Source organism: Streptomyces sp. NBC_00289 (assembly GCF_041435115.1).
In the GTDB taxonomy this organism is placed as follows: domain Bacteria; phylum Actinomycetota; class Actinomycetes; order Streptomycetales; family Streptomycetaceae; genus Streptomyces.
Genome location: NZ_CP108046.1, coordinates 2959403 through 2983166, shown reverse-complemented (window position 1 = coordinate 2983166; position 23764 = coordinate 2959403). Strand labels below are relative to the sequence as shown.

The 23764-nt window shown below is 69.0% G+C and carries 16 protein-coding genes; 13 read left to right on the top strand and 3 right to left on the bottom strand.

Annotated features, from left to right (window positions below; all coding sequences use genetic code 11):
* From OG985_RS13740 to OG985_RS13705, 8 genes are all read left to right on the top strand, one after another.
* A complete protein-coding gene (locus OG985_RS13740) occupies positions 1 to 936 on the top strand; it encodes a carbohydrate ABC transporter permease (protein ID WP_371668606.1) in 936 nt (311 codons plus the stop codon).
* An 18-nt stretch (positions 937 to 954) separates the two neighbouring features.
* The gene (locus OG985_RS13735) at positions 955 to 1878 is read left to right on the top strand and encodes a carbohydrate ABC transporter permease (RefSeq protein WP_371668605.1); all 924 of its coding nucleotides are present in this window, start codon (positions 955 to 957) and stop codon (positions 1876 to 1878) included.
* A 187-nt stretch (positions 1879 to 2065) separates the two neighbouring features.
* The gene (locus OG985_RS13730) at positions 2066 to 3265 is read left to right on the top strand and encodes an ROK family transcriptional regulator (RefSeq protein WP_371668604.1); all 1200 of its coding nucleotides are present in this window, start codon (positions 2066 to 2068) and stop codon (positions 3263 to 3265) included.
* A gap of 133 nt (positions 3266 to 3398) precedes the next feature.
* A complete protein-coding gene (locus OG985_RS13725; protein WP_371674362.1) occupies positions 3399 to 4487 on the top strand; it encodes a sugar ABC transporter substrate-binding protein in 1089 nt (362 codons plus the stop codon).
* A 259-nt stretch (positions 4488 to 4746) separates the two neighbouring features.
* Positions 4747 to 5538 carry an ATP-binding cassette domain-containing protein gene (locus tag OG985_RS13720; protein ID WP_371668603.1) on the top strand — a complete coding sequence of 264 codons (792 nt, stop codon included), beginning with the start codon at positions 4747 to 4749 and terminating at the stop codon, positions 5536 to 5538.
* Positions 5535 to 6851: a sugar ABC transporter permease gene (locus OG985_RS13715; RefSeq protein WP_371668602.1), complete on the top strand. Its 1317-nt coding sequence runs from the start codon at positions 5535 to 5537 to the stop codon at positions 6849 to 6851. The genes OG985_RS13720 and OG985_RS13715 overlap by 4 nt, the downstream gene beginning before the upstream one ends.
* A gap of 254 nt (positions 6852 to 7105) precedes the next feature.
* On the top strand, positions 7106 to 9034 hold the full coding sequence (gene dxs / locus OG985_RS13710; RefSeq protein WP_371668601.1) for a 1-deoxy-D-xylulose-5-phosphate synthase: 1929 nt from the start codon (positions 7106 to 7108) through the stop codon (positions 9032 to 9034).
* A gap of 145 nt (positions 9035 to 9179) precedes the next feature.
* Positions 9180 to 10682: an amino acid permease gene (locus tag OG985_RS13705; protein WP_371668600.1), complete on the top strand. Its 1503-nt coding sequence runs from the start codon at positions 9180 to 9182 to the stop codon at positions 10680 to 10682.
* Between the two features lie 283 nt (positions 10683 to 10965).
* Here OG985_RS13705 and OG985_RS13700 read toward each other — a convergent pair whose 3' ends face one another.
* The gene (locus tag OG985_RS13700) at positions 10966 to 11349 is read right to left on the bottom strand and encodes an NTP pyrophosphohydrolase (RefSeq protein WP_371668599.1); all 384 of its coding nucleotides are present in this window, start codon (positions 11347 to 11349) and stop codon (positions 10966 to 10968) included.
* 68 nt (positions 11350 to 11417) lie between these two features.
* Here OG985_RS13700 and OG985_RS13695 point away from each other — a divergent pair, with 68 nt between their 5' ends.
* The gene (locus OG985_RS13695; protein WP_371668598.1) at positions 11418 to 12434 is read left to right on the top strand and encodes a hypothetical protein; all 1017 of its coding nucleotides are present in this window, start codon (positions 11418 to 11420) and stop codon (positions 12432 to 12434) included.
* A gap of 163 nt (positions 12435 to 12597) precedes the next feature.
* Here OG985_RS13695 and OG985_RS13690 read toward each other — a convergent pair whose 3' ends face one another.
* Positions 12598 to 13704, bottom strand: a complete 1107-nt coding sequence (locus OG985_RS13690; protein WP_371668597.1) for an LCP family protein — start codon at positions 13702 to 13704, stop codon at positions 12598 to 12600.
* Positions 13705 to 14125: 421 nt separating this feature from the next.
* Between OG985_RS13690 and OG985_RS13685 the strand changes: the two genes are divergently transcribed.
* Entirely contained in the window at positions 14126 to 15169 is a 1044-nt protein-coding gene (locus tag OG985_RS13685) for a hypothetical protein (RefSeq protein WP_371668596.1), read from the top strand.
* 331 nt (positions 15170 to 15500) lie between these two features.
* Positions 15501 to 19511: a CDP-glycerol glycerophosphotransferase family protein gene (locus OG985_RS13680; protein ID WP_371668595.1), complete on the top strand. Its 4011-nt coding sequence runs from the start codon at positions 15501 to 15503 to the stop codon at positions 19509 to 19511.
* 142 nt (positions 19512 to 19653) lie between these two features.
* Here the strand turns inward: OG985_RS13680 and OG985_RS13675 are convergent, their stop codons facing one another.
* Positions 19654 to 20505, bottom strand: coding sequence for an endonuclease/exonuclease/phosphatase family protein (locus tag OG985_RS13675; RefSeq protein ID WP_371668594.1), 852 nt, complete (start codon positions 20503 to 20505; stop codon positions 19654 to 19656).
* A gap of 190 nt (positions 20506 to 20695) precedes the next feature.
* On the opposite strand from OG985_RS13675, the gene OG985_RS13670 reads away from it, so the two are divergent.
* Positions 20696 to 22186 carry a hypothetical protein gene (locus OG985_RS13670; RefSeq protein WP_371668593.1) on the top strand — a complete coding sequence of 497 codons (1491 nt, stop codon included), beginning with the start codon at positions 20696 to 20698 and terminating at the stop codon, positions 22184 to 22186.
* 40 nt (positions 22187 to 22226) lie between these two features.
* On the top strand, positions 22227 to 23753 hold the full coding sequence (locus OG985_RS13665) for a hypothetical protein (protein WP_371668592.1): 1527 nt from the start codon (positions 22227 to 22229) through the stop codon (positions 23751 to 23753).
* Positions 23754 to 23764: the final 11 nt, after the last annotated feature.

The following is a 23764-nucleotide window of genomic DNA, read 5'->3' as shown; positions in this document are numbered from 1 at the left end:
ATGCGCAAAGGGCAGTACAGGTTCGTCGCGGGATTTCTCCTCGTTCCCGTGGCGCTTTACCTGGTCTTCGTCATCTGGCCGTACATCCAGACGATCGGCTATTCGCTGACCGACTGGAAGGGGCAGTCGCAGACCTTCAAGTTCGTCGGACTGGACAACTACCGGGCCCTGTTCCAGGACGACGTCTTCCAGAAGGCCATCTGGCACAACATCCAGTTCCTGGTGTTCATCCCGGTGATCACCATCCTGTTCGCGCTCTTCTTCGCCTTCATGGTGAACGCGGGTGGCCGCAGCCGCGCCGGCGGGGTCAGCGGGGTCGCCGGATCCTCCTTCTACAAGATCGTCTACTTCTTCCCGCAGGTGCTGTCGCTGGCGATTCTCGCGGTGCTCTTCAACGCCGTGTACCGCAGCGACGGCGGCGGCATGCTCAACGGCCTGCTCATCAAACTCGGGCTGGTCGACGCCAACAGCCCGGTCGAATGGCTCAACGAGCCCGGGATCGTCCGCTGGGCCCTCATCCTGGTCGTCGTCTGGCACGGCGTCGGCTTCTACCTGGTGCTGTTCTCGGCGGCCCTGCAATCGATCCCCAGGGACATCTACGAGGCCGCCCTGATCGACGGCGCGGGCCGCGCCCAGTCCTTCTTCCGCATCACCCTGCCGCTGCTGTGGGACACCGTGCAGACCGCCTGGGTGTACCTGGGCATCGTGGCGATGGACATGTTCGTGCTGGTCTCCTCCATGACCGCGAGCATGGGCGCGTACGGCGGCGGTCCCGATCACGACAGCGACGTCATGTCGACCGTGATGATGCGCAACTTCCTCTACTTCGGGAAGAGCGGTTACGCCTGTGCCATGGGCGTGGTCATGCTGCTGCTCACCCTTGTTCTGTCCGTGGTCACGCTGCGCGCCACCCGCCGTGAGCGCATCGAGTTCTGAGCGGGAGAGACGACGACGATGAGTGCACCCATCAAGGAGCCCACCGAGCTCCCCGTCCGGCGGACCGCCGGCGGGGCCCCGGCCCGGCCCGGCGCCCCCCGCCGTGAGGGCGTCGTGCTGAACGCCTTCTCGCACGGCTTCCTGGCCCTGTGGGCCCTGCTGATCGTGCTGCCGCTGCTGTGGCTCGTGTACAGCTCCTTCAAGACCGACGCGCAGATCGGCGGCTCGGCCTTCGGCTGGCCGCAGCACTGGTCGCTGGACGTGTTCTCGCGAGCCTGGGACAAGGGCATCGGCGACTACTTCCTGAACACCCTCATCGTGCTGGTGTTCTCGGTACCGCTGACGATGCTGTTCGGCTCGATGGCCGCCTACGTGATCGCCCGCTACAGCTTCCCGGGCAACCGGTTCCTGTACTACTTCTTCGTCGCGGGCGCGATGTTCCCCGTCTTCCTGGCCCTGGTCCCGCTGTTCTTCATGGTCAAGCGCCTGGACATGCTGAACACCTACCAGGGCCTGATCCTCGTGTACGTCGCCTACTCGATGCCGTTCACGGTGTTCTTCATGCACGCGTTCTTCCGGACCCTGCCCACGGCCGTCTTCGAGGCGGCGGTGCTCGACGGCGCCTCGCACACCCGGACCTTCTTCCAGGTGATGCTGCCGATGGCGAAACCGGGACTGATCAGCGTCGGGATCTTCAACCTGCTGGGCCAGTGGAACCAGTTCATCCTGCCGACGGTCCTGATGCAGCCGCAGAGTGGCGACGATCCCGAGCGCTACGTCCTGACCCAGGGCCTCATCCAGCTCCAGCAGCAGATGGGTTACGCCTCCGACCTGCCCGTTCTGTTCGCCGGCGTGACCATCGCGATGATCCCGATGCTCGTGGTGTACCTGTCCTTCCAGCGTCAGGTGCAGGCGGGCCTGACCTCGGCCACCCTCAAGTAGACAGCGCTGAGCGACCCCGCGTGTGCACGCTGTTCCGGGCCTCCGGGACGGCGTGCGCAGACGTGTGCGAGGTCTCCGATTGGGTTCAACCTCTTGACGGGAGGCAACCCGAACGGCTCAGCTTAGAGTTCACTTGTTGGACATAGACGGGGCCTCATCGAAGCGGTCCCGCGCGCGGGAGGTCGTCGTGGAGACTCCAGGGTCGCAGTCGTCGCTGCACCGAGCCAACCTGGAGCGGGTCGTACGAGCCGTGCGGCTGGCCGGGTCCCTCACGCAGGCGGAGATCGCGCGGACGACGGGCCTGTCCGCAGCGACCGTCTCCAACATCGTGCGCGAACTCAAGGACGGTGGAACCGTCGAGGTCACGCCCACTTCGGCGGGCGGCCGGCGGGCGCGGAGCGTCTCCCTGAGCGGGGACGCCGGCATCGTCATAGGAGTCGACTTCGGGCACACGCATTTGCGCGTCGCGGTCGGGAACCTCGCCCACCAGGTGCTGGCCGAGGAGTCCGAGCCGCTGGACGTGGACGCCTCCTCGACCCAGGGCTTCGACCGGGCCGAAGAGCTGGTCAGTCGCCTGATTGCAGCAACGGGGGTCGACCGGTCCAAGATCGCCGGTATCGGCCTGGGCGTACCCGGCCCGATCGACGTCGAGTCCGGCTCCCTCGGCTCCTCCGCGATCCTGCCGGGCTGGATCGGCACCAAACCCGCCGAGGAGCTGGGGGGACGGCTCGGCGTGCCCGTGCACGTGGACAACGACGCCAATCTCGGCGCCCTGGGGGAGCTGGTCTGGGGCAGTGGCCGGGGGGTTCGCGACCTGGCCTACATCAAGGTCGCGAGCGGTGTCGGCGCCGGTCTGGTGATCAACGGGACGATCTATCGCGGGCCTGGTGGTACTGCGGGAGAAATCGGACATATTACACTTGACGAATCCGGTCCCGTCTGCCGGTGCGGTAACCGGGGCTGCCTGGAAACCTTTGCGGCCGCACGCTATGTGCTGCCACTTCTCCAGTCCAGTCACGGCACCGACCTGACGATGGAAGGCGTCGTGCGGCTGGCGCGGGACGGAGATCCGGGCTGCCGTCGCGTGATCGCCGACGTCGGCCGACACATCGGTAGTGGAGTCGCCAATCTCTGCAATCTGCTGAACCCGAGCCGAGTGGTCCTGGGCGGTGATCTCGCCGAGGCCGGAGAGCTGGTGCTCGGGCCGATCAGGGAGTCTGTCGGTCGCTATGCGATCCCTAGTGCGGCACGTCAACTGTCCGTTCTCCCCGGGGCACTTGGGGGCCGTGCGGAGGTGCTCGGAGCCCTCGCTCTCGCGCTCAGCGAGATGGGGGATTCGACCCTTTTGGACGGCACGCTGTCTACGGCAACCCCTGCCTTCACTTAGAGAACGCACGACGCCGTTGCCATCTCGTTAAGTATTTACTTCTTGACGTCGCACTCGTGCCCGAGAAGACTTCCAGCCACCTCGGCCGCAACGACGCGGCCTCGTCAGGGAGGTTTCTGAAGTGAACACGCATATGCGTCGTGCAGCCGTTGCCGTCATCGCCTCCGCGATGGCCGTCTCGATCGCCGCCTGTGGCAAGGCCGGCGACAAGGACTCCGACAGCGGCAGCAGCAGCGGCTCGGACAACAAGTCGATCGGCCTGCTCCTGCCCGACAGTGTCACGGCGCGGTACGAGAAGTTCGACAAGCCGTACTTCGTGGACAAGGTCAAGGCGCTCTGCTCGGACTGCACCGTGCAGTACGCCAACGCCAACGCCGACTCGGCCAAGCAGGCCCAGCAGGTCAGCAGCATGATCACCAAGGGCGTCAAGGTCATCGTGATCAGCGCCCAGGACTCCGCGGCCATCAAGTCCTCCATCAAGACCGCGGTCGACAAGGGCATCAAGGTCATCGCGTACGACCGCCTCGCCCAGGGCCCGGTCTCCGCGTACGTCTCCTTCGACAACGTCGAGGTCGGCAAGCTCCAGGGCCAGGCGCTGGTCGACGCGCTGGGCTCGAAGGCCACGCCGAAGGCCAAGGTCGTCATGATCAACGGTGACGACGCCGACCCGAACGCCGCGCAGTTCAAGAAGGGCGCCCACGAGGCCCTCGACGGCAAGGTCAACATCGCGTACGAGCAGTCGGGTCTGTGGAAGGACACCGTCGCCGCCCAGAAGATGTCCGCGGCCATCACGCAGCTCGGTGCCAAGAACATCGCGGGCGTCTACGCGGCCAACGACGGCATGGCCGGTGGTATCGCCACCACGCTCAAGGGCGCCAAGATCTCCGGCATCCCGCTGACCGGTCAGGACGCGGAGCTCGCCGGTATCCAGCGCATCGTCGCTGGTACCCAGTCCAGCACCGTCTACAAGGCCTTCAAGCCGGAGGCCGAGGCGGCCGCCACGCTCGCGGTCAACCTGCTCCAGGGCAAGAGCATCTCCGACCTGGCCACCGAGACGCTGACCAGCGGCTCCGGCGACAAGGTGCCCTCGCAGCTGCTGACCCCGGTCTCGGTCACGAAGGACAACATCAAGGACACCGTCGTCAAGGACGGTCTCTACACCGTCCAGGACATCTGCACCTCGGCGTACGCCGCGGCCTGCAAGTCGGCGGGCCTCGAGTAGACAGTCGCGCGGGGCGGGTCCGAGAACCCGCCCCGACGGCGCACAGAGCCTGTCCGGCGCCCGCCCCACCTTCAACCCCGCTGCGGGGCGGGCGCCGGACGGAAACATGACCGGCGCCGCGCGGCCCGGAAAACCGCTCTGCCGTTGCCAAAAGGCACCGGTCGAGCGCATGTTCATCTTGTAAATCGGTGCCTTCGGGCACAACTTTCCGCGTCTTTCGAACAAGCGCGGCATCCCCGCCGGTCAGGCGGCGAAGGAGATGGTTCACGTGTCCGCTACGCCCGTGCTGGCGTTGCGCGGAGTCTCCAAGCGATTCGGTGCGGTACAGGCACTCACCGATGTCGAACTGGAGGTTCACGCCGGAGAAGTAGTCGCGCTGGTCGGCGACAACGGCGCCGGAAAGTCCACTCTGGTCAAGACGATCGCCGGTGTGCACCCCATCGACGAAGGCGTCATCGAGTGGGACGGCAAGCCCGTCAGTATCAACAGGCCGCACGACGCCCAGGGACTCGGCGTCGCGACCGTCTATCAGGACCTCGCCCTGTGCGACAACCTCGACGTCGTCGGAAACCTCTACCTCGGTCGTGAGCTGCTGCACCGCGGCACCATCGACGAGGTCACCATGGAGAAGAACGCCCGGGAACTGCTGAGCACCCTCTCCATCCGCATCCCCAGCGTCCGCATCCCGATCGCCAGCCTCTCCGGAGGCCAGCGTCAGGTGGTCGCCATCGCCCGCGCGCTGATCGGCGACCCCAAGATCGTCATCCTCGACGAGCCCACCGCCGCCCTCGGCGTCGAGCAGACCGCGCAGGTCCTCGACCTCGTCGAGCGGCTGCGCGAGCGCAACCTCGGCGTCATCCTCATCAGCCACAACATGGCCGACGTCAAGGCGGTCGCCGACACCGTCGCGGTCCTGCGCCTGGGCAAGAACAACGGTTCCTTCCCGGTGAAGGACACCACCCACGAAGAGATCATCGCCGCGATCACCGGTGCCACGGAAAACGCCGTGACCCGCCGTGCGGGGCGTCGCACCACGGAGGCGGCAAAGTGAGCGACACGTCCAAGACCGTGAAGAAGGATCCGGAGTCGGTCCAGGAGACCGTGGCTCCCTCCGACGACCCGACGGCCGCGCCCGTCACCGTCGTCGACCCCCGTCTGCTGATCCGCGAAGAGGGCCTCAAGGGCTACTGGACGGAGTTCAAGCGCAAGGTGAAGGGCGGCGAGCTCGGCTCGCTGCCGGTGGTCATCGGACTGATCGTCATCTGGACGATCTTCCAGCTCCAGAACGACCGCTTCCTCAGCGCCGACAACCTCTCCAACATCAGCTACTACCTCTCGGCCACCGGCATGCTCGCCATCGGCCTGGTGTTCGTGCTGCTGCTCGGTGAGATCGACCTGTCCGTCGGCTCCGTCAGCGGCCTGGCGTCCACGCTGTTCGCCGTCTACGTGGTCGACCACGGGGTGAACGCATGGCTCGCCCTGGTGCTGGCCGTCGTCACGGGCATCCTGATCGGCGCCCTGCAGGGCTGGTTCTTCGCCCGGATCGGCGTCCCGGCCTTCGTGGTCACCCTGGCCGGCTTCCTCGGCTGGAACGGTCTGATGCTGTGGCTGCTCGGCGCGAGCGGCACCATCAACATCCCGGACACGGGTCCGGTGCACCTGCTCAGCCAGAGCTCGTTCTTCATGGACCAGGCCGTCATCGGCGCCTACCTGCTGGCCGGGCTCGGGGTCGCCTCCATGCTGGTCGGCTCGATCATCGACCAGCGCCGCCGCAAGGCCGCCGGGGTGCCGTTCCGCCCCACCAGTGAGATCGCGCTGCGGGTCGGCGCCCTCGCGGTGGCCGCGTTCGTCTCCGCGTACGTCCTGAACCAGGCCGCCGGCGTGTCCAACGCGCTGGTGATCTTCCTGGCGTCGCTGGTGATCGTGGACTTCGTGCTGCGCCGCACCACGTACGGCCGCAAGGTCTTCGCGGTCGGTGGCGGCATCGAGGCCGCGCGCCGTGCCGGTATCAACGTGTCCATGATCCGCATCACCGTCTTCGCCATCTCCGGTGGCTTCGCGGCGGTCGGCGGTATGTTCTTCGCCGGCCAGACGCAGAGCGCCACGCTGAACGCCGGTGGCGGCAACACGCTGATGCTGGCGATCGCCGCCGCGGTCATCGGCGGTACGAGCCTCTTCGGCGGTCGCGGTACTGTCTGGTCCGCCCTGCTGGGCATGCTGGTCATCCAGTCCATCCAGACCGGACTCGACCTGCTCAACATGAACACCTCGATCCAGTACATGATCACCGGTGCGGTGCTGCTGGGTGCGGTCGTCATCGACTCGGTGTCGCGTCGCAGCCAGAAGGCCTCCGGCCGCGCGTAAGCGCCCGGTCCGTGTCGCCGCGGTGAGCCGTGACCTGCCGGTCCGTCAGGGCCGGTAGCGCGCTTCCCCGCCCCCCTGAGGATCGATGTTGCCCGGTGCCCGAGAGGGTGCCGGGCAACAGTCATGTCGTAGGCAAGGCGCATAGTGGGTACAGCCGATCGCGTGACGTATGACGCACCGCCCGGGCGCCGGGCACAAAGGCGGAACATTAGACTCGACAAGCCCGGCAACAGCTCTACTGCAAGGAGGCACGGGTGCCGCTGCTGACCCGCATCAGGGGACCGCGTGATCTGGACCGGCTCAGCCTGGAGCAGCTGGACCAGCTGGCGGAGGAGATCCGGACCTTCCTCGTCGACGCCGTCTCCAAGACCGGCGGCCACCTCGGCCCGAACCTCGGCGTGGTCGAGCTCACCATCGCCCTGCACCGCGTCTTCGAGTCGCCCAGGGACAGGGTGCTCTGGGACACCGGTCACCAGTCCTACGTCCACAAACTGCTCACCGGCCGCCAGGACTTCTCCCGGCTGAAGATGAAGGGCGGCCTGTCCGGCTACCCCTCGCAGGCCGAGTCCGAGCACGACGTCATCGAGAACTCGCACGCCTCCACGGTCCTCGGCTGGGCCGACGGCCTGGCGAAGGCCAACCAGGTGCTGAAACGCGACGACCACGTCGTCGCCGTGATCGGTGACGGCGCCCTCACCGGCGGCATGGCCTGGGAGGCGCTGAACAACATCGCCGACGCCCGGGACCGCCCGCTGGTCATCGTCGTCAACGACAACGAGCGCTCGTACGCGCCCACCATCGGCGGCCTCGCCAACCACCTGGCGACCCTGCGCACCACCGACGGCTACGAGCGCTTCCTGGCCAAGGGCAAGGACCTCCTGGAGCGCACCCCGGTCGTCGGCAGGCCCCTCTACGAGACCCTGCACGGCGCCAAGAAGGGCCTGAAGGACTTCATCGCCCCGCAGGGCATGTTCGAGGACCTCGGTCTGAAGTACGTCGGCCCGATCGACGGCCACGACATCGAGGCACTGGAGTCCGCGCTGGCCCGCGCCAAGCGGTTCGGCGGGCCGGTCATCGTGCACTGCCTCACCGAGAAGGGCCGCGGCTACCAGCCGGCCCTCCAGGACGAGGCGGACCGCTTCCACGCCGTCGGCAAGATCCACCCCGACACCGGCCTGCCGATCGCCACCTCCGGCGCCGACTGGACCAGCGTCTTCGGCGAGGAGATGGTCAAGCTCGGCAAGGAGCGCGAGGACATCGTCGCCATCACGGCCGCCATGCTGCAGCCGGTCGGCCTCGACAGGTTCGCCAAGGCGTTCCCGGAGCGGGTGTACGACGTCGGCATCGCGGAGCAGCACGCCGCCGTCTCCGCGGCGGGACTGGCGACCGGCGGGCTGCACCCCGTCTTCGCGGTGTACGCCACCTTCCTCAACCGTGCCTTCGACCAGGTGCTGATGGACGTCGCGCTGCACAAGTGCGGGGTGACGTTCGTCCTGGACCGGGCAGGCGTCACCGGCACCGACGGCGCCTCCCACAACGGCATGTGGGACATGTCGATCCTCCAGGTCGTCCCGGGTCTCCGACTGGCCGCTCCGCGCGACGCCGACCAGGTGCGCGCCCAGCTGCGCGAGGCCGTCGAGGTCACCGACGCGCCGACCGTGGTCCGCTTCTCCAAGGGCGCCGTGGGACCCGCGGTGCCCGCCGTGGGCCGCGTGGGCGGTATGGACGTGCTGCGCGAGCCGGGCACCGACACCCCGGACGTGCTGCTGGTCTCCGTGGGCGCCCTCGCGCCGATGTGCCTGGAGATCGCCGGCCTGCTCGACCGGCAGGGCATCACCACCACCGTGGTCGACCCGCGCTGGGTCAAGCCCGTCGACGAGGCCATGGCCCCGCTCGCCGAGCGGCACCGGGTGGTCGTCACCGTCGAGGACAACTCCCGCGTCGGCGGCGTCGGCTCGGCGGTCGCCCAGGCTCTGCGTGACGCGGGCGTCGACGTCCCGCTGCGCGACTTCGGCATCCCGCCGCGCTTCCTCGACCACGCCTCCCGCGCCGAGGTCATGGCCGAGATCGGGCTCACGGCCCCCGACATCGCCCGCCAGGTCACCGGCCTCGTCTCCCGGCTGGACGGTCGGTACGGCAGCACGGCGGCCGAGGTCGACTCCGTGGAGTCCGCGCGCGACTGACCGGGGCGACACGTCCGGATGGGCCGCTTCCGCCACCGTGAAGGGTGGTGGAAGCGGCCCGTTTGCGTGAACCCGGCCGCGCCGGGGCATACGGTCTACGCCCCCTCTCGATCATGTCGAGGACGACACAGCGTGGGAGGTACCCGTGAGCAGCACCCTCTTCCGGACGAAGAAGGTCGAGCAGTCCATCCTCGATACCGAGGAGCCAGAGCACGCGCTCAAGAAATCGTTGTCCGCGCTGGACCTGACCGTCTTCGGCGTCGGTGTCATCATCGGCACCGGCATCTTCGTACTGACCGGCACGGTGGCCAAGAACAACGCAGGCCCCGCGGTCGCCCTGGCCTTCGTCGCGGCCGGGGTCGTCTGCGCGCTCGCCGCGCTCTGCTACGCCGAGTTCGCCTCCACCGTCCCGGTGGCCGGCTCCGCGTACACCTTCTCGTACGCCTCCCTCGGTGAACTCCCCGCCTGGATCATCGGCTGGGACCTGGTCCTGGAGTTCGCCCTCGGCACCGCGGTGGTCGCGGTCGGCTGGTCCGGCTACATCGCCTCGCTCCTGGACAACGCGGGCTGGCACCTGCCGGCGGCGCTCACCGGACGCGAGGGAGCCGACGGCTTCGGCTTCGACATCCTCGCGGCCGCCCTCGTCCTGGTCCTCACCGCCATCCTCGTCGTCGGCACGAAGCTCTCCGCGCGCGTCACCGCCGTCGTGGTCGCCATCAAGGTGACCGTCGTCATGGTCGTGATCATCGCGGGTGCCTTCTTCATCAACGGCGACAACTACGACCCGTTCATCCCCAAGGCGAAGACCGTGGACGCGGGCAGCGGCCTCGACTCGCCGCTCATCCAGCTGATGTTCGGCTGGGCGCCGTCCAACTTCGGCGTGATGGGCATCTTCACCGCCGCCTCCGTCGTGTTCTTCGCCTTCATCGGCTTCGACGTGGTGGCCACGGCCGCCGAGGAGACCAACAACCCGCAGCGCGACATGCCCCGCGGCATCCTCGGCTCGCTCCTGATCTGCACCACCCTCTACGTCGCCGTGTCGATCGTCGTGACCGGCATGCAGCACTACACCAAGCTGTCCGTGGACGCGCCGCTCGCCGACGCGTTCAAGGCCACCGGGCATCCCTGGTTCGCGGGCTTCATCAGCTTCGGCGCCGCCGTCGGCCTGACGACGGTCTGCATGATCCTGCTGCTCGGCCAGACCCGGGTCTTCTTCGCGATGAGCCGTGACGGGCTGCTGCCCCGCTTCTTCTCGCGCGTCCACCCGCGGTTCAAGACCCCGCACCGGCCGACCATCCTGCTCGGCGTGATCATCGCGATCCTCGCCGGCTTCACCAGCCTGAGCGAGCTGGCCGAACTGGTGAACATCGGGACGCTGTTCGCGTTCATCGTGGTCGCCATCGGCGTGATCATCCTCCGCAGGACCCGCCCCGACCTGCCCCGCTCCTTCCGCACCCCGCTGGTGCCCGTCCTGCCGATCGTGTCGGTGCTCGCCTCGCTGTGGCTGATGCTCAACCTGCCGGCCGAGACCTGGCTGCGCTTCGGCATCTGGATGGTCATCGGCTTCGCCGTGTACTTCCTCTACGGCCGCTCCCACAGCCGTCTGGCACGGCGGGAGCAGGCCCCGGCCGGCACGAGCACGGAGTAGCCGCGCCGCTCGACACCCGGCCCCGCGGGCGCCACCACGGCGGCGCCCGCGGGGCCGGTTCCTTTCCCGCGGCCGGGCGCTCCAGGGGGCTCGGGTGACCGGCGCCTTTCCTACGGCCGGGCGGTCCACGGGGCCCGGGTGACGGGTGTTCTTCTACGGCCGTACGGTCCACCGGGCTCGCGTGACCGGTTCCTTTCCTACGGCCGGGCGGTCCACGGGACCCGGGTGCCGGGTGTTTTCCACGGCCGTACGGTCCACCGGGCTCGCGTGACCGGTGCCCTTCCTACGGCCGGACCGTCCGCGGTCCCGTCACCTGCGCCCCCAACTCGCCGACCCGCCGCCGCAGTTCCCGGTCGGCGGTGACCACGAGGACGGGGCGCGCGCCCGCCCCCGCGACCAGCGCGACGATGTGGTCGTCGCCGCTGCCGGGCGCCGACTCGACCCGTACGCCGGGCACCGACTCCACCCCGCGGGCCCCGCCCTCGACCACGAGGACGATCTCCACCGGGCCCTCGTGCCCCGGCACGCCGTCCGCCGCCAGCCGGTCCCGCAGCCGTTCCGCGGCCCCGCGCCGGTCCCGCCACCAGCCGTCCGGTACCGATCCGACGACGTTCGCGGCGTCGACGATCACGAGAGGCGCGGGATTCCCGGCCGTGGGCTCGTCCATAAGACAAGGGTCGCACGAGGGTGCCCCCGCTCGAAGGGGACGGCCAGGCCGCGACATACAGTGATCCGGTGAACGGCGACTGGCTCACGCGCGGCCGAGACGGCCGCCTCAGTGTCTATCTCCCCTCGGGCGACGCCGTCCTGTGCCGGGCGGAGCGCGGCCCCGGCGGCCCCTGGGCCCCGCCCCGCCGGGTGGGCGGTGAGCAGCGGCTGTACGCCGGGCTCGCCCTCGGGCAGGGCAGCGACGGTTACGTCCATCTGATCGCCTGGCGGCCCACCGTGTCCGGCGAGTCGGGCCTCGTCCACTCCACCCACTTCCGGCCCCGGCTGGCCGCGCTGGACTGGAGCCCGGTCGGCCATCCCGACAAGAAGGGCGAGCGCACCGGCACGCCCGCCGTCGCCGTGGACGACCAGGGCCGCGCGCACGTTTTCGTCCGCAACCTCGGCGGCGGGGTGAGCATGATCGCCCAGAAGGAGAAGGGCGGCTGGGACCCGTGGCGCGACCTCAAGGGGCGGGAGGTCCAGGAGGGGCTCGCGGCGGTCACGGGGGAGTCCGGACGCGTCGAGCTGTACGCCGCCGTTCCCGGCGCGATCCTGCACTGGCGGCAGGAGGAGCCGGGCGCCCAGCCGGTCCTGGAGGAGGCGATGGAGGCGGCGGTCCGCCCGGGCACGCTCCGCGCGCTGGCCACCTCCCCGCAGAGCACCACCCTCTTCTTCACCGACGACTCCGGCGACCTGTGCGCCTGGCGTCCGGGCGGCACCCCCGTCCCGGTGCTGACCGCCGCCGGTCCCGGCCCGGTCTCCGCCGTCCGCTGCGAACTGGACGGCCACGACTGCACGTTGCTCGCCCAACGCTCGGCCGGCGGCCGGGTCGCCTTCGCCGCCTACCCCACGGAACAGGAGTCGGCGGGCGCCTGGTGGGCCGAGTCCGGTCCCGAACTCCCCGTGGACGCCGAGGTGTCGACGACGCTGGACGAGGACGGCCGGGTGGTGGCGGCGACCCGGTCCCCCTCATCGGGCCACCTGCTCCTGACCCGCCGCAAGGAGGAGGCGGGGCTGGCGCTGGAGGCTTGGCGGGAGATCTGAACCGGCCGCGCGCTTCCCTGTTCTTCCTGGGGAGTCTTGGTGTCCCACCGCCGGCCGGGCTCGGTCGCTGCGGTGTGTCCACAGCCTGGTCGCGTCCGCAGACCGGGTCGGCCGCGGGACACCGTCCGAGCCGTCCGGCCTGCGGTCTCTCTCGCGGCTGCCGTCAGGAAGTTCCGCCGGTGGCGGGGGACTTCTTCGCAGAGGCCGGAATCTCCGAGTCGTTGCGGATCGCCTTCCACAGGGTCGACGCCTGCGGTTCGGCGGCCACCACCCGGTTCGGGTCGACCTTGTCGTACGACACCGGAAGCATGATCGTCTCCATGCTGGACGGGTCGACACCGTTCAGGCTGCGGCCGAATTTCGAGAGCTTGGTGAGCGAGGCGAGGTCGGAGTCGGTGGTGAGCGCCGCGGTGAGCTTGTCGGCGATCTTGTAGGTCTTGGTGGGGCTCCCGAGCAGGTCCTGCTTCTTGATCTCACCCAGCAGGGCGATCATGAACTGCTGCTGCAGTCCGATGCGCCCGAGGTCGCTGCCGTCGCCGATGCCGTGCCGGGTGCGCACGAACTGCAGGGACTGGGTGCCGTTCAGCCGGTGGGTACCCGCAGTGAGATTGAGGCCGCTGGAGGTGTCGTGGATGTCCTGGTCGACGGTGACGGTCACGCCGCCTATCGCGTCCACGAGTCCCTTGAAGCCGGCGAAGTCGATCTCGACGTAGTGGTCCATGCGGACCCCGGAGATCTTCTCCACCGTCTTGACCACACAGGCCGGACCGACCTGCGAGTAGATGGAGTTGAACATCACGCGCTTGGCGGGCGCCACCGTGGAGCCGTCCGACTTGGTGCACTCGGGCCGGGTGACGAGGGTGTCGCGCGGAATGCTGACGGCAACGGCCCTCGTACGACCCTCGGGTATGTGCATCACCATCGCGGTGTCGGAGCGCGCCCCGGAGACATTGCCCGTGTTCAGTTTCGCGTTCGCACCGGCGCGCGAGTCGGAGCCCAGGATCAGGATGTTCTGTCCGGAGGTGGGCAGCTTCTCGGGCCTGTCGTCACCGATGGCTTTGTCGATGTCGACGCCCTTGATGTTGCCGTCGAGGTCCCTGTAGAGCCAGTAGCCGGTGCCGCCGGCGGCCACGAGGACCACGACCAGGCCGAGCAGGATCCATCTCCAGATCCGACGTCTGCCCGTCCGCTCGCGCTTGCGTCCGCGCCCTCCGGTGCGCCTGGACGGCTCGTCACTGTCGGTGCGCTGGGGCGTCGAGACATGGCTCATCCTGGTCCGAGTCCTCGCTGTTTCGTGCCCGGAAGGGCGGTGCTTGCGGTGTGAGTGTGAGGACTCGGGTGGGGGAGGCCGGTCCGTACTGCTCGATCGACCCAGAACTATAAACAGATCTCAGGTCAATCATGTTCGGATCGTGATCAAATCGTGAACAGAAGCCGAACAAGCCGCATCCGTTCACAACATGGCCGATCGCGGACGAGTCGGGGTTCATGCTCGTGCCCAGCAGAGTCGCCTCCTGGGGTGGAGCAGGGGAACTGGTGACCGAGCGGCATATGATGGCGCGGAATTTCAGAGTTCCGTGGCCGTGACGCGGCGGGCTTCAGGAAGGGTGCACCAGGCCATGCGGAAAAGGTCGGCAGGCTCTGCGGGTGCCGCCCGCCCGGTCGCTCCCGCCGCGCAGGGACAGGGACGCGTGGCGTCCGGAGCCGCGCACGGCAACTGGCTCACCCTCGGCAAGGACGGCCGGCTCAGTCTGTACGCCCCCACCGACGGCGGCCTGCTGCGCTGGACGGAGACCACCCGCGGCGGCCCCGGTTGGAGCGGACCGCACTTCGTGGCCGCCGCCGGGCTGACCCACCTGACGGTGGTGCAGGGCGCCGACACCTACGTGCACTTGCTCGGCCGCAGGGAGCGCGCCGGTGCCGGCGGCTCCCGGAGCGTGGACATCGTGCACGCCGTCCAGTACCAGTCCGGGCTCGCCGTCTCCGACTGGCGCTCGCTCGGCAACCCGCATCAGGCGCGGGAGCAGGGCGGCGAACCGGGGCCGCCGACCGGGGCGATCGCGCCGGACGGCACGGTGCACGTCTTCGTACGCGGCGCGCACCAAGGCCTGATGCTGCGTCGCGAGGCCCCGAACGGCAAGTGGCGCGCCTGGGAGGACCTGCGCGGTGGTGGCATCGACGCGCTGCCCACACCGGTCGCCCTCGCCGGGGGACGTGTCGAGGTCTGCGTCGCCGCCGAGACCGGCGTACTCGTGTGGCGTCAGCTGGAGCCGGGCGGAGACTTCGTGGGGCCACGCGGATTCGCGCTGCGCCCCTCGCCGGGCACGGTCGCTGTCCTGGAGACCGGGCCGGACCGCGCCACGTTCTTCTGGACGGATGCCGAGAGCGGTGGTGCCGCCGCGTGGCGGGCGGGCGGTTGGCCCGCCGCCCTGGGTTTCTCCCCGGACCGGGTGCCGTACGGGGTGTTGCGGGCGTCGGTGGACGGCTACGACTGTGTCATCCTCGCCTGCCGGGACCACGACGGCACGGCGGTGCTCGGCGTGGGTGGAACCGAGAGCGAGACCGACGGCTTCTGGTGGTACGCGCTTGCCGAATCCTGCCAGGGCGCGCCGACGCTCGCCCTGGACGGCAGGGGCCGGGTGGTCATGGCGCTCATCGGCCCCGACGGTGCGCCGAAGGTGGCCCGGCAGGAGGAAGTCTCCGGGCTCACGTTGACCCACTGGGACAGGCTCTGACCTTCGGGGCGCCGGATGCTCGCGTCGTATGACGCGGATCTCACGCGCGGCCATCTCCCTTGCCAGCGCGATGCCTTAGCACGTCTAAGCGGTGAACTAGGCATTAATGGGCCTTGACCATTCGTTAGGGCGACATAAGATGTGGCAATCCTGTGACCGCTGGTGGAGGGGGCTCGACCGCGGTCCCGGAGGCGTGTGATGCCAAGGCGGCAAGGGGGCTGGCCGGGTAACGCCGATCAGGGGGGACCCAGCTGAGGTCGGCCGGTGTCCCGGGGGCGCTTTGTCTGGGTAGGAGTATGTGTTGGCGGAACATCCGCGTCTGAGTGTTGTTGTGCCCTTTCAGGATGTTGAGGTCTACCTCGCCGAATGTCTGGAATCGATCGCGCGCCAGTCGTTCCGTGACTTCGAGGTGCTTCTTGTCGACGACGGCTCCACCGACGGCTCCGTCCGGATCGCGGCGGATTTCTGTGCGGCGGACAAGCGCTTTCGGCTGATCCGGCAGCACTCACACGGTCCGGGCCACGCCCGCAACACGGGTCTGCGCTCCATGCACCCCAGGGGTGAGTTCCTCGCTTTCGTCGACGGCGACGACGTCATCCCCGAGTACGCCTACGAGCTGCTGGTCCGCACCCTGGAGGAGTCCGGCTCGGACTTCGTCTCGGGCAACGTGCAGATGATGAACTCCACGAAGAAGTGGCAGTCCCCGCTGCACAAAGGCCCGATGCAGAAGAACCGGCGCGGCACCCACATCACCAAGTTCGACGCGCTGATCTACGACCGCACGGTGTGGAACAAGCTGTTCCGGCGGACCTTCTGGGACTACCACTACATAGAGTTCCCCGAGGGCGTCCTGTACGAGGACTCCTGGGTCAACATGTACGCGCACTTCCGCGCCGCCAAGGTCGACGTCATCACGGACATCGTCTACTTCTGGCGCCGGCGCGAGGGTGGGGCCGCCCCCTCGATCACCCAGCGCCACACCGAGCTGTCGAACCTGAAGGACCGCGTCGCGGCGGTGCAGTCGGTGAGCCGGTTCCTCGCCGAGCGGCGTTCCAAGCAGTACGAGGGCAGCAAACGGAAGTACGACCTGGCCTGTCTGAAGTCCGACCTCATGCTGCACCTGAAGGTGTTGCCGGACGCCGACGAGGAGTACCAGCAGGCCTTCATGGAGTGGGCCAACGAGTTCCTCGACGAGGCCGACCTCACCATCATCGACGAGCTGCCCGCCGACGCCCGGGTCAAGTGGCTCCTGGTGCGCGACCGGCGGCTGGCCGAGCTCCTGGAGGTCATCCACTTCGAGCGCAAGGGCGGGCCGATGCCCGTCCACCGGCGTTTCCGCCGCTATCTGAACTACCCGTTCCTCGGTGACCGCAAGGTCGGCCTCGACAAGAAGGCCTACCGTCTGGACAAGGAGTTCTCGCTGCACGGGACGCTGAACGGCGCCCGCTGGAGTACGACCGGTCACCTGCTGACCCTCACGGGTGCCGCCTACGTCCGCTTCATCAACGTCCACAAGAAGCACATGTCGGTCAAGGCGATCGCTCTGCGGAACAAGAAGCAGGGGCGGATGGTCGTCACCACGGCCAAGACCACCTACGCGCCGCAGGCCACCGAACACTCCAACCAGAATCGTTACTGCTACGACTGGGCGGGCTTCGAGGCGCGCATCGACACCACCCGGCTCAAGCGCAAGGGCCAGTGGGTCGAGGGCACCTGGGACGTCGCGGCCGGAGTCCTCAGCCGCGGCCTGTTCCGCTACCGCGGAATCGACCGCGGCGGCGCGGGAGCGGCCGCCAATCCGCCGTACCGCTATGTCGACAAGAACACCCGCGTTCTTCCGGTGTTTCTGCAGGGCAAGCTCAAGCTACGCGTGGAGATCGTGCGCTGCCGGATCACCGGCCATCGCGTCACCGGCGACCAGCTGGAGCTGCGTGGCGTCTACCTCGGCCCCAAGGTGCCGGAGTGGGGCAAACTCAGGGTCGTCAGCATGAGCGGGGCCGGGAAGCACGACGCCCGCGTGCACTTCACCCCCGGCGGCGACGGCTGGTGCTCCTTCACCGCCCGCATCCCACTGCGCCTCCTGGTGCCGGGATTCAGAGCCGACGCCCAGGCCGGGTCGGAGATCCCGAAGTCCTGGAGCATGGGCAGCAACGGCTGGAAGACCACGTTCCACGTCGAGGGCCGCAAGATGACCATGTATCCGGTCATGGCCCAGGAGACGCCCGACGGGCACTACCGCATGCCCGCGTCGCTGCAGACCCGCGAGGGCGACCGGGAGGTCGTCGTCCACCGCAACGGCTCCGGCTACCTCGTGCTCTTCGAACGCGCGACCCTGCCCACGGCGACGGACGTCACCTGGCTCGATGACGGTTCGCTGCAGATCGGAGGCCGCTACCTGGCCGCCGACCGGCTCACCGCGCGGGAGTACCGCGACGCCCACCTGGTGGTGCGCTCGCGCGCCCACGGGGCGGAACGCACCGTCCCCCTCGTGTGGGACGGGAACACCTTCCGCAGCGTGGTGACCCCCGCCGCCATGCGAACGCTCGCCGGTGGTATCCCCCTCGCGGCCGGCCGCTGGGACTTCTTCCTGCGCCGCCAGGACCTCTCGGCGGTCGCCCGCGACGACCGGCTCGAAGACCTGATGGTGAAGATCGAGCAGGACCTCGTCGACTCCTTCCCGCAGGACTACGAGGAGAACGAACGCGGATACGAGCTCCAGGCCGAGGCCTACGACCGGCTCTCCCTCCTCGTCCAGTCGGCCATGCCCGACCATGCCCGAGGCCCCTACCGGCAGAAGCTGCTGCGCACGAAGACCTACCCGGCTGCCCGCCGCATCAAGGTGCGCCCGGCGATCCTCTTCGACGCCTTCAAGGGCACCCAGTACTCGGACAGCCCCCGCGCCCTCCACGAGGAGCTGGTGCGGCGGGGCGTCGACCTCGAGCACCTCTTCGTCGTCCGCGACGACCAGGTCGAGGTGCCGCCCACGGCGAAGGCCGTGAGGATGTGGTCGCCCCAGTGGTACGAGGCGCTGGCCACCAGCCGGTACGTCGTCGCCAACAACCACCTGCCCGACTGGTTCCAGAAGCGGGAGGGCCAGATCGTCGTGCAGACCTGGCACGGCACTCCTCTGAAGAAGATCGGCCACGACATCGAGGCCATCCACTTCGCCGACCAGCGCTACCTGGAGCGGGTGGAGAAGGAGGTGCAGAACTGGGACATGCTGGTTTCGCCCAACAGCTTCTCCACCCCGATCCTCAAGCGGGCCTTCGGCTTTCCCGGCGAGATGGTCGAGAGCGGCTACCCGCGCAACGACATCCTGCGTCTGCCCGGCATGGAGCGGCGCGAGCAGGAGATCCGCCGGCGCATCGGTCTGCCGGAGGGCAAGCGCGTCGTGATGTACGCACCGACCTGGCGCGACGACCAGTTCTACGCCCCCGGCAAGTACAAGCTCGACTTCCGCATCGACCTGGCGGACGCCCGTGCCCGACTGGGTGCCGACCACGTACTGCTGGTCCGCCGTCATCCCAACGTGGTCGATCCGGTACCGGGAGCGGGTGACGGCTTCGTCTTCGACGTCTCCGACTATCCGGACATGGCCGACCTGTCCCTGATCACCGACGTGATGATCACGGACTACTCGTCCCTGATGTTCGACTACGTGAACACCGGACGCCCGATCCTCTTCTTCACGTACGACCTGGACCACTACCGCGACACCCTGCGCGGCTTCTACTTCGACTTCCAGCAGAGCGCCCCCGGGCCCCTGCTGTACACCTCGGAGGACCTGGTGACCGCGGTTCGGGAGATCGACCGGATCCAGGACACCTACGCCGAGCGCTACCGGTGGTTCCAGAGCGAGTTCTGCGACCTCGACGACGGCTACGCCTCCGCGCGGCTTGCCGACCGGATGCTCGTCGCGGGCGGCGACCTCGCACCCGAGGAGGCCCGGGCACCCGCGGTCGGCACGGTGGAACACCGCCACTCGGGACGGCCGCTCACGCCGATCCGGTGGCAGGCTCAGCACTGGTTCGCACCGCAACGGCGCCCGGCGCCCGCCGGGGTCGGCGCCGACGGCCGGACGGGTGCGATCCCCACTCAGCCCGCGCGTGCCGACCAAGCGGCGGCGCGAGGAGCCACGAGCGGGACACAGCCGTTCGTGCCGACCGGCCCGCAGGCGGTGGCACGACCGCGGCAGGTCCCCGAGGGCCAGGCCCCCGGGCACGGCCCGGAGCACTACGATCGTCTGCCGCCTTCGACGGCGGTGCGGTTCCAGCAGCCGCTCGGCCAGGCTCCGAGAGCGCAGGCAGCAGAAGGTCGGGCCGTCGAGGGCGTGATCGTATGAGACAGACGCGCGCAGGCCTGCGGTGTCCTGACGAGCCGAACGGCTGCGGCGCTCCATGAGTGCGCCCCACCCCGGCACACCGCAAGCGCTCCCCGTCGCCCGCTCCCGGCGGCCGCGAACGGGGCGCGCCTTCGGTGTGTCCTCAGTTGGTCCGAACCCGGACGAGCAGCGCGAAGTGATCGGAGGCGCCGGTGTCGCGCACCGTGCACCGGAGCCTGGCAAGTCCGGTGAACAGGTAGTCCAGTTTGTGCCCGGAGACGTGGGTCGCCCGACCCGAGCGGGAGGTCGCAGAGCCCTGGTCGCACTCCCGGTGGACGGCGTAGGGCGCGGAAGGCCACACCCAGGAGGCGGAGTTGCCGTCGCCCGGCGGATTCACGTTCAAGTCACCGCCGTACACCGTGCGTCTCGGGGGTACGGCGGCCACCAGCGCCTTGAGCTGGTCGTCGCGGAACTCCCAGTCGGGGTGCGCCTGGTCGCTGCCCGCCGGACTCAGATGGGCGATGCACAGACGGACGTCGTGCGCCGCGACCGTGGCGCACAGAATGCCGCGCCGCAGGCCCACGGAGGGCTGTTGCGAGGGCACCGCGGTGACGGAGGTCAGGGTGTACGCCGCGAGGATGGCGTACCCTGCGGCGCCCTGCCCGGAGCCGGCGCACCGAACGGTGGCGCCGTGGCCCGCGCGGTCACGCGTGGTGTAGGCCCGGAACGCGCTGTGCCAGGAGCGGCCGAGCGACGTGCGCACCGCCGCGACGTCACCGGCGCACGCCTCCTGGAGGAAGACGGCCCCGGCCCCGGCCCGGGTGGCGAGGCGCCTGACCTCCCGCTGCTTCACGGCACGGCTCCCGGTGCCGGCGCAGTTCCACTGCCGGACACCACACATGTTCCAGGTCGCCACGGTCAGTGTCCGGGCCGAGGCGAAGGACCGGTCCGAACTCGAGGTCTGCGCGACCGTCACCGCCGCCGCGAGTCCCAGCAGGGCCGCCGCCACGGCCACGACCCGTCGTGGGCGACGAGGCCGTGGTCCGGGAGCGGGCCGAGAGGGCGTCGGGAGCATCCCGACATCATGGCCGACTCGTGCATCGGACGCCATAGTTCCGGCGTTTCGCCCGATCTCGGGCATTCGTTGCGCCGGGGGCGCCAAGACCGTTCGATTCCGAAGGACCTGACGAGAGTGGAAGCGCACCATGTCTAACGTACCCGCCAAGGGCCGGCAGGTGATCCAGGGGATCGACGCGTCAGGTGGCCGTCCCGTCGAGTACCGGTTCTCCCACGCCAAGAGCGGTAACCGGCATCTGACGGTGGTCTTCGCCAACCTCTTCGCGCCGGACGACTACGGTTGGGCCACGGGCGTCCTGGACAACCTCCGGTCCAACATCCTCTGGATCCGTGACCGGTTCGACGGCCGGAACACCTACTACCTGTGCAACGGCATGGACTTCGCCGTCGAGAGGTCCGTCATCGGGCTCATCTCGAAGGTGGTGCGGTCCCTCGGGCTGACCCCCGGCGATGTCACCCTGTGGGGCAGCTCGAAGGGCGGCAGCGCGGCGCTGTACTTCGGACTGCGGTACGGCTTCGGAAACATCGTCGCCAGCGTGCCGCAGATCGCGATCGGTACCTTCGTCCGCGACGTGTATCCCGACACCGGCCGGCACATGCTGGGCGAGGCGATGGCGGAGGACGACGTCCGCACCCTGGACGCCATCCTGCCCGACCTGCTGGCGTCGGGAGCGAACCCGAACGCGAACATCTACCTGGTCTCCTCGCCTCAGGACGAGCAGTACCGCGGCCAGGTGGAGCCTTATCTGGGGCTGTTGCAGCGCTACCAGAACTTCAACTTCATCTTCAGTGAGTCCCCGTTCATCACGGACCACGGGAAGGTGACACAGCGCAATACACCCCCGCTGCTGGGGATCGCCTATCTGCTCGTCGAGGGCATCGCTCCGCGGCTGGGCATCACCCAGCACAGCTACGAGGAGCCCGAAGCCGACCGGTCGGGCATCGACTCCTTCCTCAAGTCCACGTCAGTGGTGCAGGGTTCGCTCGCCACTCCGGTCGTGATCGCGCCCGGGCCGCACGACCTCCTGCCCGTCGCGGGCGTCCGTTTCACCGGCCATGCGCCGGGAGCGGTCCGGGTGAGCATCTGGGAGCACGGCACGTACCTGTCCTCGGCCCCCGTAGGCGAGGACGGCGGCTGGACATGGGCCAAGGACACCCTGTGGAGCCCGGGCGAGCACCTGGTGAGACTCTTCGCCGTCGACCCGAACGGATACCAGTCCGAGCGCACGGATGCCCGGTTCACGGTCTCGGAGCACGTCGCGGCGCAGCCGCCAGGCCCGGGCAGCGGACATGCGGCGGGAACGGTCGCCGGCCAGCTACCGGTGCCACTGGTGCAGCGGCCGGAGGCCTACCGCCAACTCGCCGAAGCTCAGGTCGCCTTCGCAGGCGTCGCCGCCGGTGCCGTCCAGGTGGGTTTCAGGGAGGACGGCGTCTTCCTCGGGTCGTGTGCGGTCGCTCCCGACGGCCGCTGGTCCTGGGAGCCGGGCTGGACCTGGGCCGGGGGCATGCACACCGTCGAGGTCTTCGCGGCGGACGCCGCGGGGGGCGAGTCCCCGGCGGCCGCGGTGCCCTTCGCCGTCCCGAACATCCCGACAGGCGCGGCAGCCGCCGGGTACTGAGACCGTCCGAATTCGCAGAATCAGAGAGTGGACCGCGTACATGTCCCAAGCACCCTCGAACGGGCGGCAGTTGCTCGTCGGCATTGAAGCCTCCGGAACGTTCCCGGTCGAGTACCGGTTCACCCATGCCCAGAAGGGCAACCGGCATCTGGTGGTCGTCTTCGCCAACTTCGCGGCTCCCAACGACTACGGCTGGTCCAACGGTGTGTTCGACAAGCTGCGGGCCAACGTCCTCTGGATCCGGGACAAGTTCGACGACAATCGCAGCTACTACCTGTGCAGGGAGATGGACTTCTCGCTGGAGCAGTCCGTCGTCACGCTCATCTCGAACGTGATGCGCGCCCTCGACCTCACCCCCGACTCCGTGACCCTGTGGGGCGGTTCCAAGGGCGGCAGCGCGGCGCTCTACTTCGGCCTGAAGTACGGCTTCCGGAACATCGTCGCCATCGCGCCGCAGTTCTCGATCGGCACGTACGTCAAGAACGTGCACCCCGGTACCGCGCGCTACATGCTCGGTGAAGGCGTGCCCGAGGAGAACGTGCGGGCGGTGGACTCGCTCCTTCCCGACCTGGTGCGCTCGGGCGCGAACCGCACGGCGAACATCTATCTGGTCTCGGCCGCCCAGGACGACCAGTTCCCGGTCCAGGTGGAACCCTTCCTCGGCCTCTTCCAGCACCACGAGAACTTCAACCTCGTCTTCAGCGACTCCCCGCACATCGTCGATCACACGCAGGTGGCGGGGCGCAACGTCCCTCTTCTCATGGGCCTCGTCAACTTCCTGATCGACGGTATCGCCCCGCGTCTGGGCTTCGTACGCAACGGCTACGAGGAGCCCGACCGCGACCGCTCGGCCATCACCTCCTACCTCTCCGCCACCTCGGTGGTGCGGGGAGCGGAGTTCCCGCCGCCCGTGGTGACGGCGCCGACGCCCCAGGAGGAGGTGCGCCGGGACGCCGTACGGCTGGTGGGTCACGCCCGAGGCGCCGTCCGTGTGATCGTCTGGGAGCACGGCAAGTACCTGGGACAGGCCGATGTCGCCGACGACGGGAGCTGGTCCTGGGAGCTGGGAAGGGCCTGGAGCAAGGGCAGGCACCCGGTGAAGATCTACGCGGTGGACGCTTCGGGATACCAGTCCGAGCGGATCGAGGTGCCCTTCGCAGCCGTCGACGGTCCGGCCGGGGGCGCGCCCAGGGGCCCCAAGGCGCTGGTCGTGGACCACGGGCCCCTGCTGTCGACGGTCGGGCCGAGCTCGTCCGCGCCGATGGTGCTGGAGCCCGTGGCCCACGAACAGGTGCTGGACTCCCGGGTGGTCTTCGCCGGCGCGGCCGCAGGTGCCGCACAGATCGGTTTCCGGGAGAACGGCGTGCTGCTCGGCGGGGCCGCGGTCGCCGCGAACGGCAGCTGGTCATGGGATTCCGGCTGGGCCTGGAGCGAGGGCATGCACGTCGTCGACGTCTTCGGTGTGGACGCGTCCGGGGCCGAGTCCCCGGTGACTCAGGTTCCTTTCACCGTGATGAACGCCTCGGCCGGTTCGGCGGTGGGCTCGTACTACGGCGGGAACTACTGAGCACGAGTCCA